Consider the following 17,286-nt stretch of genomic DNA (forward strand, 5'->3'; position numbering starts at 1 on the left):
GGGGCTCGTGGATCAGAGCACGCGAACGTGCACCTGGGAGGAGGATCCCTCGACCGACGCGTCGCCGGCGTAGACCACTTTCAGGGTGCGCAGGCCCCGTTGATTCATCGTCAGCGCAGTCGAGGCGGTGCCGCCGGCCGAGAGTGTGAGGGTCTTGACCCGGTGCCCGTTCTCGTAGACCAGCACGCTCCCGCCCGGTGTGCCCGCCGTGGTCGAGACCGTGACCGTGAGCGTCACCGACTGCTTCTTCTTCACCGACGTCGCGGAGAGGCCGACGACGACCTGAGACTTCGCCGCGGTCACCCTGGCGGTCTCGGCCGAGGTCGACGACGCCGGAGCCTTTCCGGCCTTGGACGCGGTCACCGTCACCGACAGCCGATGCCCCATGTCGGCCCGGACCAGCCGGTAGGTCGAGGCGTTCGCGGCGCCGATCGGATGCCCGTCGCGGCGCCACTGGTAGGCGAACGACAGGCCCTTGGTGTTCCACGAACCCGTGGTCGCGGTCAGCACCGAGCCGTACTTCGGTGTCCCGGCGATCTGGGGAGCGACCAGGGCCTTGATGGTGTCCACGTCCGCCAGGTCGACGGCCACCGAGTGCACCGGCTCCGGGTTTCCGGCCACGTCGGTGGAGAAGAAGTCGACCGTGTGCCGGCCGAAGCCCTCGACCGCGGGAGTCTCGCCGGCCAGCACCTTCCAGGCGCTCCCGTCGATCCGGTAGGTCGTCGTCGCGACGCCGCTGAGCGTGTCCTGGGCGGTGAAGCCGACCGTGGCCCGGTCTGCCTCCGCCGTCCCGGGCCCGCGGGTGACCGCGAGCTGGGTGACGGGAGCGGTCCCGTCGATCCATATTTGCGCGGTCCGCTGACCGGTGGAGTTGCCGGCCGTGTCCTTCGCCCGGTAGTGGACCGAGTGCTTGCCGTCACCGCTGACCATGACCGGAGCGACGTACGCCTGCCAGCCGGCGGACCGGCCGACCTCGACCGAGGGAGCGGTGTCCCGGTTGTCGACGGCGGTGACGGCCACGGAGGCGTCACCCCGGTACCAGCCGTTGTCGCCGGGCGCGGCGGCACTGGTCACCGTCGCGGAGGCCAGCGGAGCCAGGCTGTCGTCGGACACCGGCAGCACCCAGCTGTCAGCGATCGACGGGTCGAAGTAGCCCGAGGAATCGAGCGGGAACTCGTACTTGATCCGTACGGTGCCGTCGTTGTCGATCGCGGCGGGATCATCGATGACCGTCTGATAGGTCTTCGTGCCCATACCGGTCTCGGTGCGCTTCAGCATGTACGTCTTCACCAGGGTGTCGTCGACGTAGATGTTGTACTTCTTCGTCCTGGCGCCGTCGAACGTCTCCCGGTTGCGGAGCATGAAAGGCTTACCCGGCGTCACATGCACCACGGCCGAGTACCACGAGCCCGGGTTGGCCGAGTTCGCATAGCGTCGGTCGAGGCCGGCTTCGATGTTCGTCCCGCTGGCCGGTGCGGCCACGATTGCGTGGGCATTCTCCGAAGCCGCGTTGCCGAAGTCGACGTAGTCGAGGACATCCTGTGTCGGCGGTACCGCGAGGTTGACCCTGATCGTCGCGTTCTTGCTGGCGAGCGTCACACCCTCATCGACGAAGTCGACCTCGGCGTCCTGGTCACCCGCGACGGTCTCGAGTCCGGGGAACAGCGGGAGTACGACGACCTTGGTCGCCCCGGGCTCGATCGTGACCCGGTCGGAGGCGGGCGGGGTCTTCCACCCTTCCGGCAGGACCGCCGTGACCTGGCCCGACACGGCGGAGCGGCTGTTGTTCTCGACAGTCGCGGTCAGAGTGGCCTTCTCCTCGGAGCCGTCGACCGGGTTGGCCGACGTCACGGTGGTGATGTCAACGCCCGACGTCACCGAGACCCACGGCGTCGAGTCGTTCAGGGTGAACGTCCCGTACTGGCTGGTGAAGGTCAGCTTGACCGAGGCGTCATACGTGCCGGGCTTCTGGTGTTTCGGCACACTGACCGTGAACGGCAGTTGTGCGCTGTCGCCCGCTCCGACCGTGTCCTTGGTCGAGCTGGTCGGGTCGACATTCCAGTCGTCGACCGTCACGACGGCCTTCAGATCGCTGATCGCGACATCACCGGCATTCGCGATCCCGATCGTTCCGGGGACGCTCGCTCCGGGCAGCCCCGGCTCGGCGACGGGCGGGACAACCACCGAGATTCCGAGATTCGCGGCGACCGCCTTGCCGAACAGCGCCTCGATCGACTCCAGACGGGTCGTCAGGTCGTTCTTGACCGGTCCGTCGACCGACGAGTCGGCCAGCCAGGACTTGAGGGTACGGATTGTCGCCACGCCGTCGCTCAGCCGCTGCGACGCCTGACCTGAATCGCCTGCGACGTCCGCCGCGAGGGCATCCTCGACCTTGCCGCTCGCGGTGTCGAGTGCCCCACCGATGTGGGTGCGGCTCGCCGCACCGAGGTCACCCGCCGTTGCCAGGTCGTCGGCATGGTCGTCGGTCTTGTGGATTTCGGAGACGATGTCGCCGAACAGGGCGCGCTTGGTGTCGGAGTGGATCGAGTACGAACCCGAGCCGACGGTGAACGTCACGACGCCCTTGCCGACCGATACATCGCTGACACCCTCGGCCTTCGTGATCGGCGTGCCGCCCTCGGTCACGGCCTCGATGTTTCGGGCCGGGATGCTGACTCTCGAGGTCGTGTTGACCGGGACCGTGATGTCCAGGGACATTCCCTGATCGGTCTTCTCCCAGTTCGAGCCGATCGTCCCGTACACGGATTCGTAGGTTCCATGGCCGCTGGTCAGGTCGCCGCCCATGGCCGGGGCGATCTTCGACTCCTTGTAGCCGGCCTTGATCGCCGAGATGCCGCCGATGTTCTGATACATCCAGTCACCGACCGCGCCATAGGCGTAGTGGTTGAAGGAGTTCATGCTGACATCGCCGAAACTGCCATCGGGGTTGATCGAGTTCCAGCGTTCCCACATCGTGGTGGCACCGTGCTCGATCTCGTAGCCCCACGACGGGTAGTCCTTCTTGAGGATCATCGTGTAGGCCAGGTCGGACCGCCCGATGCTGCTGAGCGCCGGCAGAAGCCACGGCGTTCCGAGGAAACCGGTCGTGAGGTGGTAGTCGCTGGTCTTGAGCTTGGCGACGAACTTCTCGCCGACCTTCTCGCGCAGCGCCGGATCGGTCACGAGGTTCATGCCGAGCGCCATGGCGTATGCCGTCTGGCTCCCGCCTCGGACCGTGCCGTCGGCCGCCACGAGCTTCGACGTGAAGGCATCGCGCACATCGGCTGAGAGCTTCGCATAGGTCGCCGAGTCGGCGTCCTCACCGATCGCCTTCGCCATCTCCGAAAGCATGCGCGCGTCTTCGGCGTAGTACGCGGTGCCGAGGACATCGGTGCCGGTGTTGTCGTCGAGGTTGAGCCAGTCGTTCCAGTTGCCACGCGCCGAGTCGATGAGGTCGTCGCCCGCGCCGTTCTTCACGAAGCCGAGGAACTTCTTCATCGACGCGTAGTTGTCCCGCACGATGGCGTTGTCACCCTGCGCGTGCCATACCGCGTACGGCACCGTGACCGCCGAGTCGGACCAACCGAGGCCACTGCCCATGTCGATCGTCGGCACCGATGGAGCGATGCCCGGGTAGTTGCCATCGCTATAGGCGGAGTCACGCAGGTCGGTCGTCCACTTGCCGAGGAACGCGCGGGTGTCGCGCAGGTAACTCGCCGTCGGCGAGAAGACGTTGATGTCGCCGGTCCAGCCGAGGCGCTCGTCACGGGCCGGGGTGTCGGTCGGGATCGACAGGAAGTTGCCGCGCTGTCCCCACGAGATGTTGCTCTGGAGCTGGTTGAGCATCGCGTTGGAGGTCGTCAGCGTTCCGGTCGCCTTGAGATCGGAACCCCAGACGACGCCGGTGACATCGCCGAGTTCGGGTGCGCTCGTGACATTCGAGATCTCGAGGTAGCGGTAGCCGTGCTGCGTGAACTTCGGTTCGTAGACGACCGTGCCGCTCGTGCTGAACGTGTAGTAGTCGGTGACCTTGGCCGCGCGGAGGTTGGCGGTGTAGAGGCTCCCGTCCTTGTTGAGGACCTCGCCGTAGCGGATCTTGACGGTCTGTCCCGTGACGCCCTGCAGACGCATCCGGGCGACGCCGACCATGTTCTGGCCGAGGTCGTAGACGTAAGTGCCGGCGGAAGGACTGGTCCTGGTGAGTGCCGGAAGCTCGCCGGTCGCGCGCACGGGCTCATCGGGCTGCGGCACCAGCTTGGCGGTGTCGGAGGCGCCGACCGTGACAGGGTTCCACGCCGCGTCGTCGTAGGCGGGGCGGTCCCAGCCGGGCTGTTCGGCCCCTGCGTCATACGTCTCACCGTCGATGTTGTCGGCAGCCACGTATGGACCCGAATGGCTCTTCCACGTGCCGTCGGTCTTGATGACCTGATGGGTGCCGTCGGTGTAGTCGATGCGCACCTGCGCGATCAGGCCGACCGAGTTGCCGAACATGCCGGGGCCCCACATGCCGACCTTGCCGGCCCACCAGCCGTCACCGAGCTCCGCGCCGATCGCGTTCCGGCCGTTGGCAAGCTGATCGGTGATGTCATAGGTCTGGTACTGGATGCGCTTCCTGTAGTCGGTGTCGCCGGGGGCCAGGAACTGGTCGCCGACCTTCTTGCCGTTGAGCTCCAGCTCGTAGGTGCCGTGCGCGGAGGCGTACACCCTGGCCCGGGCGACCGTCTTGTCGGGGTCGGTGGTGAACTCCTTGCGCAGAAGCGGCAGATTGCTGTCGCTGGTCCGCAGGATCGCGTCGAGCTTCTTCTCCACGAGCAGGCCGTCCGGCGTCAGGGTGCCGCCGGTGAACGGGTTGGTGGGCCCGGAGAAGTCGGTCCGGAACAGCACGTCGCCGGCCTTCGAGGTGACCTTGACAGCGTGGATGTGCGCTGTCTCGGGCCCCTCGTTGGCGAGGTCCTGGCGGAAACCGATGAAGCCCTTGGCGAACGTGGCATCGGTGCGGCTGTCGATCTCGGCGCCATCGAGCCTCGTGGTGATCGTGGGGCCGTCGACGGTGATCGACAGGTGGTGTGTGCCGGTGAGCAGTTGGGCGGATGTCAGGGTCGTGATCGGGATGTTCCCGAGCAGGGAGTAGCCGCCGTTGACCTTCTTGTGCGGCCGGAACTTCGGGACTGCGGTCCCGTCGGCGGTGCTGACCTGCCACATGTACGCGTTTGCGGTGTCCGACGCACGCAGGTAGACGCCCAACGCCAGGTTGTCGAGGGTGAAGTCGACGTCTGTGGTGTAGTCGGTCCACTTGTCCATCTCGCCACCGGCGGACTTGCCGATCCAGTCGCCGGTCCACTCGGCGGCGTCCAGGATGCCGGTCTCGAACCAGCTCGGAGCACTCCAGTCGCCGGCCTGGTCGTCACCGTCCCAGACCCTGGCCTGCCAGTAGTAGCGGGTCTGCGAGGCCAAGTCCGGCCCGGCGTACCGCACGTCGAGCTGGTCGCTCGACTCGACCTTCCCCGAGGACCACACGTCGTCGGCGGCTGCTCTCGTGCCGACCCGGACCTCGTACGCGCTCTGCACCACGCCACGGGCGCCCGAAGTCGACTTCCAACTGAACGTCGGGGCGTTGCCCGCGATGCCGAGCGGCTCGGTCCGGGCGTTCGTCTGGAGAGCGCCGACCGCGAGGCCGTGCCCCTTCGTTGCACCGGCCGCCGGGTCCGCGACCAGGAAGGCGGCGGCCACCATGACGAGGGCCGCAAGCAGCGCGAAGAACCGGCGCCCCATTGGGGCGGCGGGTGGGACAGGGAGTGCGGCAACTGGTCTGGCAGGCATCATGCCGACGGGCCTTTCGTGGCAAGAGGGGGCCCTCGCGGTTCCCGCTGCGAGGTGAAACGTTCCAAAAATGATGTGGCGGCCGTCACATGTCAAGGGTTTGGACAACATCGGCCACCGCACTTGACCGCGCCCAGGTGCGCAACCACGCCACCGAGCCCATGCTTACCGTTGATTGAAACGACACATTGTCGAGCCGTGGCGGCGGCGATCTCAGCTGTGCTCACCGCGAACCGCCCAGACGACCGCCTCGATCGGCGTCCCACGTCGAGGAGGTCGCACAGGGCCCGCAACCTGCGGCGCAGGGCCCGCTCGCCGGTGTCGAGTTCGCGTGCCGGCGCCTCGGGCGCGCGCCCAGCCGCGCGCCGGACGACGGAGCGGTGCCGGCGACTTCTTCCAACACGGCGCGCACCGCCTCGGTGATCAGCTCCAGGCGGGTCAGGTCGCGCACCGCGGCCAAGACGTGGGTGGATCGGCCGGACGCGACCGCCGGAGTGCCGTCCGGGCTCCGGTGGTTGGACCTCGGCCGTGGGGTACCGGTCGCTGAACTGATTCGCCCGGCGGAACTCCGGTACCGTCGGCCGGAGAACCTTCGATGTCGAAGCGGAACGCGGAGCTCTTGGTGACTCCGTCGTCCATCCGGACCCGGCCCTCGCGCAGGGTGCCGTATACCGGGCGGCAGCCCTGCTCTTGGCGGTCATCTCCAGATGTCGATCGGCGGAGACCAGCGGCCGAGAGATACTCCGCGCCTCGCCGAACGCTGCGCGGCTCAAGACGTCCGCCGCCCCGCCGTCCGCGACCCGGTCGCCGACAGGGCCGCTCGCGACCGGAGTCGTGTCCGAGCGGCTCGCCAAGCCCCAGGACAGGCAACGGCGCGGTGCCCGATGGGGCACCGCGCCGGAGCGTGTGGGTACGCGGAACGCCGGGGTCAGCCCACGCTGCAGCTGCCGACCGACGGGGACGGGCTGCTGGGTCCGCTGACGGTGAAGCCGAACGACGTCGACTGCCCCGCGCTCAGGGTGCGGTTGTGACTGGCCGGGGTCACGGTCAGAACGTTCCCGTTCCGGCTCGAGGTGCCGTTCCAGAGCGAGGTGACCGTCTGACCGCTGGCCAGCGTCACCGGCACCTTCCAGTCTGTGACGCCGCTGCTGCCCGCCTTGATGGTCACCTCGCCGTTGAAGCCGTTGCTCCACGAGCTGGTGGTGCGGTAGGTGGCGGTGCAGGCACCTGTCCCCGGAGGGGGAGTGGTACCCCCGCTCGGAGGCGGAGTGGTGGGTGGTGTGGTCCCGCCGCCGCCCAGGCTGACGCTGGAGCTGCCGGTGCTCTGATAGCCCTCTGTGGCCATGATCATGTAGTAGTTGAACGCCCCCATCGGCATCCCGGCCGCTTGCCAGGCGTCGAAGTGCGTGCCGGTGTTGATGGTGCCGCTGCTGCGCTTGCTCTGCCGGATGCTCCAGTACTGCTGGAAGGTCTTGGTGCCTTCCACGGAGGGCTGGTTGGTCCGGGTGGACTCGTAGATGTCGTACGTACCGCCGCCGTCGGTGACCGTGCCGCGCCTCGTGCCGGCGGAACCGGGGTTGTACGGGCCGAAGTTCTCCACGATGTAGTACTCGACCAGCGGGTTGGCGGTCCACCCGTACAGCGCCAGATAGCCGTTGCTGCCCGGGTTGAACGAGCCGGAGTAGGTGACGGCCCGGCGGCTGCCGTTGCTCCAGCCGAGACCGCCGACCCAGTTGTTGGTGTTGCTCCACTGGCTGCTGTACGAGCCGGCCGTGTCCGACAGAGTCATGCTGACGGAGCCCGGGTCGTCGGTCCAGAAGGAGTAGTAGTAGCCGTTGTGCGTACCGGTCGCGTTGCTGGTGAGGACCGTTGCGGCGCGCGCCGTGCCGGGCAGCAGCAGCCCTGCTGTCCCGGCCGCCACCAGCGCCCCGGCACCGCCGAGGACGAGTTTCCTGCGGCTGACCTGACGTGGATCGGAGTTGTGGGAGGTGTCGCTCATGCGTTGTTTCCTCCTCGCGAATAGCGCGGTCTGTGACCAAAAGACACGCCGAGCACACGTCGGCGTTCATCGATGAGGTGGCACAGCCCGGTCGTGTGTATCCCATGCACGGCCGGGGAGCGTCACAACAGTCGGCCCTCGCAAGGGAGTTGTCAACGGTTTCCGTAACCTTTCCGAAACTCTGGCGACACCATTGATCTCTGCCGCGCTGGTCAACACGGGTGTGGGTAAAGCATCGAGAGAGGGAGCCTGGAATGTCGCCGATGCAGCGGCGCCGAAACTTTCGAAGTCTCGAAACTTTCGGACCCACTTTCGGCGGGATGTGAGGCGACTGGTGTCCGGACGAGACGGCCGTGGCGACGGGGGACTTCCGGGGGCTTCATGGCAGTGGTCGTGTGGGGCCGCTCACGCTGGGTCCGCCCGCGATCGGCCTCTTCCTGCAGCAGTCCCACAAGCGGAACGAGGAGAGGGAACTGTGCGAGTGTCTGGGCGCGGCGTTGGGTGGGCATAACAGGGAGCGTTCGGCGCTGGACGCGCTTTGGTCGGCGAGGTCGTACCTCCTCTTGAGGGGCAGACGTACGCCAGATTGAACCCACCCTTCGAGGAGTTCGGTATGCCGCCGGTCCCGGAGGACGCAGGGAGTATGCGCGTGCCGGTCGGAACACGGCCGGCAAGCTCTCAATGCCCGGCCACTATGACCGGCGACCTCTGGAGTGAGTCCGAGGCCAGAGTCGAACGGATCGCCGCCGAACCCGACAGCAGCCCCATATGGGTCAGCTGCGTACAGCGTGGCACCGTTGTGGCCGCGCGGCAGTACCCGGCCCTCGTCGTCTGAACCGAGGTTACCCAGTCGTGGTCATCGCGCTCGCAGCCGTTCTCGCCTGGAGCTGTAACTGTTCTCTGTCCTGTGAGGGCCGCCATCCCTGGCCCGGCTGCGGCATGAGGGGGATCTGACCGGGCGCTTTGTCGTCCAGGTGGAGGTTCTCGATTGCCGCCTGGATCGGCCTCCGTCTGGGTGTTTCTGCCTGTTCCTGGCTGCTGTTGGCCACGCGTTGGTCACGCGTCCCACCGTCGGGTCGGCCCCCTGCGGGTTGTCGCACCAGAGGCTGATACATGGCTGGCGGTGCGGCCCATATGGAGGCCAAGGAGTACGTCACGCACGGCGGGGGCGTGTGATGGAGTTCCGCTTCAATGTGTAGCCGGTGACGTAGCGCCACTTCGCCGAACTGGCAAACATGCAGGTCATATGGGGTCTGACTCTTCGGGGTCAGGCCCCTTGATTTTTTACCGTGCTGGATAGGTGCTGGATTCGTGCTGGATGCCGACGGAACGCGCGTGCGCCGGGGGCGCTCGTGCCGTGCGTCGGAGGCAGTGACCCAGTCGATCGGCCCCCCAGCACACGTTCTTCACAGGCTTAACCGCCGTCGCGGAAACAAATCGCTGCTCGCCCGACGTTGTCGATCTCCGATGCGATAACGGGGGTGGTCGGCTTGAAGCTGTTCCGTACGGACACAACGAAAAGCAGCGTGACCAAGGTCACGCCGGGTCTTGCTGAGGCTGAGGCAGATGTGCAGGGTCTCGTCGAGGCGGATGCGTGTCCGTCTATCCCTGATCTCAGCCCGGATCCACCGGCTGACCTCTGTGGACAACTTCTCCGGGAACGAGGAAGAGCCTTGTGACCTGCGATGATGGGAGTTCTTGAGGCTTCCAGCACGCACGATGACAAGGCTCTTCCGAGATGCAATCTTCCCATGCCGCCGTCCATGTCTCCGCACTCTTCGACGAGCCGAATCTGATCGCGGATGCGGGGCTGCTTCCGCTGATCGCGCTCGCCGAACGGGTCGGCCTGCCCGGTCTGGCCGCCCAGGTCCGCATCGAGGCGGCCGACAACAGCGGCGGCGCCCATCCGGCGGCCAAGGTGATGTCGCTGCTGGGCGCGATGTGCTCGGGGGCCGACTCCATCGATGATGCCGACCGGCTGCGGCACGGCGCAATGGACCGGGCCTTCGCCGGGATACGCGCCCCGTCCACGCTGGGCACCTTCCTGCGCTCCTTCACCCACGGCCACAACCGGCAACTCCACCGTGTGCACCGGGAATTCCTGGCCCGCCTCGCGACCCGTACCCCGCTGCTGCCCGGCGCCGGGCAGCTGATGTTCATCGACATCGACCCCACCCACCGCCGGGTCTACGGACGGGCCAAGCAAGGCGCCGAGCACGGGCGCCTGAAGGGGCAGCGCACCCTGCACCCGATCATGGCCACCCTGTCCACCCCGCTCGCCCGGCCGGTGATCGGTGCGGTCCGCCTGCGCCGCGGCAAGGCCGCCGACGTCCGCGGCGCGAAAAGCTTCGTCGCCCAGGCCCTGGCCATCGCGAAGGACGCGGGCGGAACCGGAATCCGGATGGTGCGGGCGGACAGCAAGTTCTACACCGCCGATGTGGCCGCCGCCTGCCACAGGTCCGGTGCCCACTTCTCCCTCACCACGGGCATGAACCCCTCCATCGCCGCCGCGATCGGCCGCATCACCGAGGACGCCTGGATCCCGATCCGCTACCCCGAGGCGTTCGTGGATCCCGACACCGGCGAGATGGTCTCCGACGCCGAGGTCGCCGAGACCGAGTACACCGCGTTCACCGGACGCAAGAAGGCCGAGCAGGTCACCGCCCGTCTGATCGTGCGACGGGTGCGACGCCTGAACCCGCAAGCAGCCACCGGGCAGGGCGAGTTGTTCGACTCCTGGCGCTACCATCCCATCTTCACCAACAGCCCCTTCGGCATGCTTCAGGCCGAACTGCACCACCGGCAACACGCTGTCGTGGAACAGGCGATCGCGGACGGGAAGTCCTCCGCGCTCGCCCACCTGCCCTCGGGAAACTTCCAGGCGAACGCCGCCTGGCTGATCCTGTGGGCCATGTCGCACAACCTGCTGCGGGCCGCCGGCGCCCTGGCCTCGGCCTTCCACGCCAAGGCCACCACCGCCACACTCCGCGCCCACCTGATCCACGTCCCCGCCCGACTCGCCCGCACCGCGAGGACCAAGCTGACCGCCCACCTGCCCGCCAACTGGCCCTGGCAGGCCGCCTACCAGGACTTGTTCGAGGCCGTCCATCACCCACCGTCGACACCCTGACGGCCTCCATCGACACCGCACCCTGACGGCCGCACCGGCCACCGGCACCACCGCCCCAGCCCCGACTCGCAAAACACCTCGGACAGGCCGCGACCCGAGCGCGGCGGGCGCCGCCCGCCCTCGAACCCAAGCCCCACACCACCATCAGCCCTCGGCGAGAAATCGGACCTCGGAAACATCAGCCGGTGGATCCGGGCTCAGGAACCGGGCGGTCGCGCGAATGTCAGACCTCGGTGGTTCATTTTTCGCCTCTCAACGGGCGAGGTAGTTCAGGAGGAGCGGTGACGCAGGCAGCGAGTCGTGCGGAGGATGCTGCGGCTTCGCAGTTCATGGGGGTGAAGGAGCTGGCGGTCTAACTGGATGTATCGCCTTCCTGGCTCTATCAATACGGGACGCAGCTCGGTCTTCCTCGGTACAAGTTCGGCCGTGGTCGTACCGCCAAGGTGCGCTATCGGCGCAGTGAGGTGGACCGTTGGGTGAAGTCGCAGCGTGTCGAATAGAGGAAGGGCCGGTGTGGAGGCCCCGCTGAGTTGACGTCTGATCAGGAATGCGAGGTGCGCGAGCGTCTGCGGGCACGTGATCTGGCGCCGGGTACCAGACTGCGTCGCGGCCGGCACCGCTGTCGACCGAGCCCTGAACCGTCGACGCGCACGCGTCCAAGAATCAGCAGCGAACTTCATCAAAGCCGCTTAGCCATCAGCGTCTTCCGCCAGGACGGCCAGACCAACATCGCCGCCGCACTCCGCCGCACAGGCCGCGACTACCTCCGGCCACTACGAACCCTTGGCCTCACGTGATGAACCCGGAGAGATCCCGATCACGTAATGACCCTGGGCAGAGGGCGGCCTTGGTAGGACCGCCTCGCCACGATGTTCTACAGGGTCGAAAGGGATCCGTCGCGTTGCGGGGGAATCGCCACGCCGTTCTGCTGGAGGGCGACGGTACGCGCCGGGGAGGGAATGCGGATGCCCTCCACGCGGTAGCGCTTGTGCAGCCGCTTGATGAACTCGTGCTTGATCCGGTATTGGTCGCTGAACTCACCCACGCCCAGGATTACGGTGAAGCTGATCCGTGAGTCCCCGAACGTGTGGAAGCGGACGGCGGGTTCGTGCTTGGGTACCGCGCCTTCGACCTCCGTCATGACCTCGGTCACGATCTCGGAGGTGACGCGCTCCACGTGCTCCAGGTCGCTGTCATAGCCGACGCCGACCTGCACGGTGAGGGTCATCTCCTGCTCCGGGCGGCTGAAGTTGGTCATGTTGGTGCTGGAGAGCTGGTCGTTCGGGATGATGACGAGGTTGTTGGAGAGGTTGCGTACGACGGTGTTACGCCAGTTGATGTCGACGACGTAACCTTCCTCCCCGCTGGTGAGACGGATGTAGTCGCCGGGCTGGATCGTCTTCGAGGCGAGGATGTGGATGCCCGCGAAGAGATTGGCGAGCGTGTCCTGGAGAGCCAGGGCGACCGCGAGACCGCCGACACCGAGGGCGGTGAGCAGCGGAGCTATGGAGATGCCCAGGGTCTGTAGAACGACCAGGCAGCCTATGGCCAGGACGACGACGCGGGTGATGTTGACGAAGATCGTGGCCGATCCGGCGACACCAGAACGGGACTGCGTGACCGCCCGCACCAGGCCGGTGATCACGCGTGCCGCGGTGATGGTCGCGGCGAGGATGAGCAGGACCGTCAGGGTCTCGGTGACGGCGTTGTTGACCCGGCCGGTCAGCGGCAGCGCCGCCGCGGCGGCCGCCACTCCGCCCGCGAGCGCCGCGATCGGCACCAGCGCGCGCAGCGCGTCGACGAGGACGTCGTCCCCGCTCCACCGGGTACGGGTCGCGTGCTTGCTCAGCCAGCGCAGGAGGATGCGCAGCAGGACGCCTGCCGCGAGCCCGACGGCCACCCAGACGCCCGCGACGATCCAGTCGTGAAGCGTGAGGTCCCGGTTCACCGGCTGCCTGCCGTCGTGCCGGGAAGGGGTTGTACGCCCGATATGTGATGTGTCGTCACCTTGCTGCCACCTGCTGCTCGAGTCCTGGATGTGCGGGGCCCGCCGCAACGACGAGTCGTTCACCGGCGGGGCTCGCTCATCTTGCTACATGCGCAGGGGTGCTTCGCGGCAGGGCCGCTCGCGTCGGGCCATCTCCCCACGGGCACCGCCACGCACTTGCGCCGGCTGCCAGTGCACTACTGGCGTACGCACTGGCCAGACGGCGTCGAACGCGCATGAGACCCCCTTCCGCGGTCGGGACGAACGGTGTGGAAAGGATGGGCGATGATGTTCGGGCAGACACGGCCTCGCTCGTTCTCATGGGTCTCGACAACCACGTGATCACCAGCACCGTGCCTGCTCTGCTCTCCGGGTCCCCTGCCGCACAAGGGGCATGACGCCATGTCACTCATGAAACCGGCGAACCGCACCATTCTCAATCACGCAATGCCCCTGAAGGGCCAAGGCTGCCCACGATGAGGGAGACATCGGAGAACTCGCCACCGGGACGGCCGCTTTCTGCTGTCCAGATGAGCGCGGTGCCCGTCGCTGAGCCACGAGGGCACCTCTGTGGATGGAGAGTGACGTAATGCGGTTTCGGTCGAATGGTCCCGCCGGGGCGAGTGGAGAGGTGAGAGGAAGCGATTCTTCGCTCGTACTCATGTCTCTCGATGATGTCGCGACGTACCTGGTTAAGAGGATGTCTCACGTGGTGATGGTGTGAGCTGCGGCATGATGTCTCTTCGTGAGTGCCGATCTGTCGCAGCGGCTGGTTCCTGACGGTCTGTGGGAACTCGTCGCCCCGTTGTTGCCGTCGTTCAGCTCCCGTCCGCAGGGCGGTGGGACTGCGCCGCTGAACGAGCGGGCCGTGTTCACGGCGGTGGTGTACGTGCTGACCAGCGGGTGCGCCTGGCGGCACCTGCCGGAGACGTTCGGGGTATCGCCCGCGACGGCGCACCGCCGGTTCACCGCGTGGACCGAGGCCGGGTTGTGGCGCCGATTGCACCGGGCGGTGCTGGATGAACTCGGCGCCAGGGGTGAGCTCGACTGGACCTCCGCGATCGTCGATGCGGCGTCGGTGCGGGCGAAAAGGGGGCTCGCTGACCGGGCCGAATCCGGTCGATCGCGGCAAGAAGGGCAGCAAACTGCACGTGCTGTCCGAGGCCCAGGGCCTGCCGCTGGCCGTGGCGGTCTCGGGTGCGAACCTGCACGACAGCCAGGCGTTCAAGCCGCTGATCCTCGGCATACCCGCCGTCCGCTCCCGGCGCGGGCCCCGTCGGAGACGGCCCGTGAAGATCCGCGCGGACAAGGCGTACTACTCCGCGGAACACCTGCGCTGGCTCCGCGCCCGGAACCTCGTCCCACGCATCGCCCGTCCCGGCATCGAGTCCGGCGAGCGCCTCGGCCGACACCGGTGGAAGATCGAGCGGTCGATCTCCTGGCTCTTCGGCTACCGCCGCCTCACCGTCCGGTATGAGCGAAAGGGCAGCCACTTCCTCGCCTTCCTCGGCCTCGCCGCAGCCCTGACCTGCTACAAGAGACTCGCCAAGATCACCACGTGAGACATCCTCTAAGCCAAAAAAGCTGGGTATACGGAAAATGGCGAGGCCAAGGGATTCCCTTTAGGGAAGTCGGCACCGCGCTTCGCTGCCGCCTAGTGGACCTCGATGAATGGCTCGACCGGAAAACTCCATGAGCGCTCTCGGAACGAGACGGCGGAAAGCAGGCTATCGCTGCTGCGCCAAAAATCCCGCAGCGCCGCTCGCTGACACGAATTCACGCTTGCGTCGCGATGGCACAGGACATCGGACATGCAGCACATCACAGAGTCGATCGCCCGATGGAAGCACGGCCCGTGGGCCGAGAAGCACCAGGGCTCGTAAGGGAGGGCCCATGCAGAACAACAGGGAAGCCATAGCGGCCGAGGCTGCCGGCGAGTGGCTGCGTGGACACTTTAAGGGTGATCCGGCGCCGCGGATCGATATCACCTTCCGAAACGAGGAGCTCGACCCCGTCGCCTATCACCGCATATTGGAGATCCTCTTTCGGCCCCGCATCGGCACTTCTGCGACCTAAGAATGCCACTACATGGGTGACCCCGGCGGTATGGCAATACCCCTGGGCCTGGCTAGCCGAAAGGGGCTGACATGGGAAAAACTCTCTCGCGCGCCGTCGAAACGGCGCTCCGCGCCCGAGTGGCGACATTGCGAGCCGTGGACTACCTCCGGGTCTCCACGGAGGAGCAAACCGAGGGCTACGGCATCTCGTACACCGGCAAGCGCACCGCACGCTACATCCAGAACAAAGGCTGGACACACGTCGGCACGTACGCCCACGGCCCTTCGACATGGTCGTGGTTGACGAGGTGTCATGGGCGGGCATGTTAGCGGGCGATCGTACTCGTGTTCGCGGGCGGTCCTGACGAGGCGGGCGGGACGGAGTTACCCTGCGGCGGACAATCCTTCACTGGAGGTGCGCATGCGACGTTCCGTCGCACGGAATATGTCGTTGTCGGTCGTTCTCGCCGCTGTCGTCACGGTCGGGGCAGCCGCCCCGTCCTCGTCCGTGCCAACGGCCGCTCCACCCCCCAAGTCGCCCGTGGCGGTGGGTTACGGAGGGGCGGTGGCCAGCGTCGACGCGGATGCCTCGGCCGCCGGCATCGAGGTGCTCCGCAAGGGCGGCAACGCGGTGGACGCCGCGGTGGCGACGGCCGCGGCGCTCGGTGTGACCGAGCCGTACTCGGCAGGTCTCGGCGGTGGCGGCTATTTCGTCTACTACAACGCCGAGAAGCGCACCGTGGAGACGATCGACGGCCGGGAGACCGCGCCGCGCAGCGCCGACTCCTCCCTGTTCCTGGAGAACGGCAAGCCGCTCGCCTTCGATCAAGCCGTCACCAGCGGACTGGGTGTGGGCACCCCCGGCACCCCGGCGACCTGGGACACCGCACTCGACACCTGGGGCAGCAAGCCGCTGCGGCAAGTACTGAAGCCGGCCGAGCGGCTCGCCAGGGACGGGTTCGTCGTCGACAGCACGTTCCGCTCGCAGACCGAGGGCAACCGGGCCAGGTTCGCCGACTTCCCGGCGACGAGCAAGCTCTTCCTGCCGGGTGGTCAACTGCCGGTGGTCGGCACGGTCTTCAAGAACCCTGACCTCGCCCGTACATACGAACAGGTGGGCCGCAAGGGCATCGACGAGCTGTACCGGGGCGAGCTGGCCGAGGACGTCGTACGGACCGTACGCAATCCGCCCGTGGACCCGAAGGCGACCCGGGTGGTGCGCCCCGGCGACCTCACGGCCGGCGACCTGCGGTCCTACCGGGCGCTGCGGCGGGCTCCGACGAAGGTCGGCTACCGCGGTCTCGACGTGTACGGCATGGCGCCCTCCTCGTCCGGCGGTACGAGCGTCGGCGAGGCGCTCAACATCCTCGAATCCACGGACCTTTCGAAGGCGAGCGAGGCGCAGTATCTGCACCGCTACATCGAGGCGAGCCGGATCGCGTTCGCGGACCGCGGGCGGTGGGTCGGCGACCCGGCGTTCGAGGACGTACCGACACAGGGGCTGCTCAGCCGGCGGTTCGCCGATTCGCGGGCGTGCCTGATCAAGGACGACGCGGTGCTGACAAGCCCGCTCGCGCCGGGGGACCCCAGCCACCCGGCCGGCTGTCAGTCCGGTGGAACGGCCGCCCCGACGACGTACGAGGGGGAGAACACCACGCATCTGACGACGGCCGACAAGTGGGGCAACGTCGTCGCGTACACCCTGACGATCGAGCAGACGGGCGGCAGCGGCATCACCGTGCCCGGGCGTGGCTATCTGCTCAACAACGAACTGACGGACTTCTCGTTCGCGCCCGCCAATCCGGCGGTCCACGACCCGAATCTGCCGGGTCCGGGCAAGCGGCCGCGCTCGTCCATCTCGCCGACGATCGTGCTGAAGCACGGTCAGCCGGTGCTGGCCCTGGGCTCACCGGGCGGTGCCACGATCATCACGACCGTGCTGCAGTCGCTCATCGGCCAGGTCGACCGGGGGCTGCCGCTGGTCGACGCCATCGCCGCGCCGCGCGCCAGCCAGCGCAATTCGGCGACGACGGAGCTCGAACCGGGGTTGTGGAACAGTCCGGTGCGGGCGCAACTGGAGTCGCTGGGGCATGTGTTCAAGCTGAACCCGGAGATCGGGGCGGCGACAGGTGTGCAGCGGCTGCCGGACGGGCGGTGGCTGGCGGCTGCGGAGAAGGTGCGCCGGGGCGGGGGCTCGGCCATGGTCGTGAAACCGAGCGGACGCCCATGACGATCCGTCAATGATTGTCTCTGCGAGGCTGGTTCATCGCGGTTGCTTCGCGAGGAACCGGCC

7 protein-coding genes are annotated in these 17,286 nt (G+C 67.3%); 4 read left to right on the forward strand and 3 right to left on the reverse strand.

The window, feature by feature from the left end; genetic code table 11:
* Window positions 1-12: 12 nt before the first annotated feature.
* Complete coding sequence (locus OG507_RS34650; RefSeq protein WP_327371052.1) at window positions 13-5,772, reverse strand: family 78 glycoside hydrolase catalytic domain; 5,760 nt, start codon at window positions 5,770-5,772, stop codon at window positions 13-15.
* Between the two features lie 976 nt (window positions 5,773-6,748).
* On the reverse strand, window positions 6,749-7,819 hold the full coding sequence (locus OG507_RS34655) for a glycoside hydrolase family 11 protein (protein ID WP_327371053.1): 1,071 nt from the start codon (window positions 7,817-7,819) through the stop codon (window positions 6,749-6,751).
* 1,738 nt (window positions 7,820-9,557) lie between these two features.
* On the opposite strand from OG507_RS34655, the gene OG507_RS34660 reads away from it, so the two are divergent.
* Window positions 9,558-10,949 (forward strand): IS1380 family transposase, encoded by a 1,392-nt coding sequence (locus OG507_RS34660; protein WP_327366649.1) that lies wholly within the window; start codon window positions 9,558-9,560, stop codon window positions 10,947-10,949.
* 874 nt (window positions 10,950-11,823) lie between these two features.
* Here the strand turns inward: OG507_RS34660 and OG507_RS34665 are convergent.
* Window positions 11,824-12,897, reverse strand: coding sequence for a mechanosensitive ion channel family protein (locus OG507_RS34665; protein WP_327371054.1), 1,074 nt, complete (start codon window positions 12,895-12,897; stop codon window positions 11,824-11,826).
* A 784-nt stretch (window positions 12,898-13,681) separates the two neighbouring features.
* Between OG507_RS34665 and OG507_RS34670 the strand changes: the two genes are divergently transcribed.
* The 3 genes from OG507_RS34670 to ggt all read left to right on the forward strand — a co-directional run bounded on the left by OG507_RS34670 (window position 13,682) and on the right by ggt (window position 17,223).
* A protein-coding gene (locus OG507_RS34670; protein WP_327369860.1) for an IS5 family transposase occupies window positions 13,682-14,498 on the forward strand; the annotation gives its coding sequence in 2 pieces (ribosomal slippage) (window positions 13,682-14,029 and window positions 14,031-14,498; 816 coding nt in all).
* Between the two features lie 331 nt (window positions 14,499-14,829).
* Entirely contained in the window at window positions 14,830-15,012 is a 183-nt protein-coding gene (locus OG507_RS34675) for a hypothetical protein (protein WP_327371055.1), read from the forward strand.
* Window positions 15,013-15,414: 402 nt separating this feature from the next.
* Window positions 15,415-17,223 carry a gamma-glutamyltransferase gene (gene ggt, locus OG507_RS34680; protein WP_327371056.1) on the forward strand — a complete coding sequence of 603 codons (1,809 nt, stop codon included), beginning with the start codon at window positions 15,415-15,417 and terminating at the stop codon, window positions 17,221-17,223.
* The last annotated feature ends 63 nt before the right edge of the window (window positions 17,224-17,286 follow it).

Source organism: Streptomyces sp. NBC_01217 (genome assembly GCF_035994185.1).
Lineage (GTDB): Bacteria > Actinomycetota > Actinomycetes > Streptomycetales > Streptomycetaceae > Streptomyces.

Excerpts from the sequence above, each read along its gene's own strand:
- OG507_RS34650 (WP_327371052.1), bottom strand. The coding sequence starts at position 5,772 with ATGGGGCGCCGGTTCTTCGCGCTGCTTGCGGCCCTCGTCATGGTGGCC.
- OG507_RS34655 (WP_327371053.1), bottom strand. The coding sequence starts at position 7,819 with ATGAGCGACACCTCCCACAACTCCGATCCACGTCAGGTCAGCCGCAGG.
- OG507_RS34660 (WP_327366649.1), top strand. The coding sequence starts at position 9,558 with ATGCAATCTTCCCATGCCGCCGTCCATGTCTCCGCACTCTTCGACGAG.
- OG507_RS34675 (WP_327371055.1), top strand. The coding sequence starts at position 14,830 with ATGCAGAACAACAGGGAAGCCATAGCGGCCGAGGCTGCCGGCGAGTGG.
- ggt (WP_327371056.1), top strand. The coding sequence starts at position 15,415 with ATGCGACGTTCCGTCGCACGGAATATGTCGTTGTCGGTCGTTCTCGCC.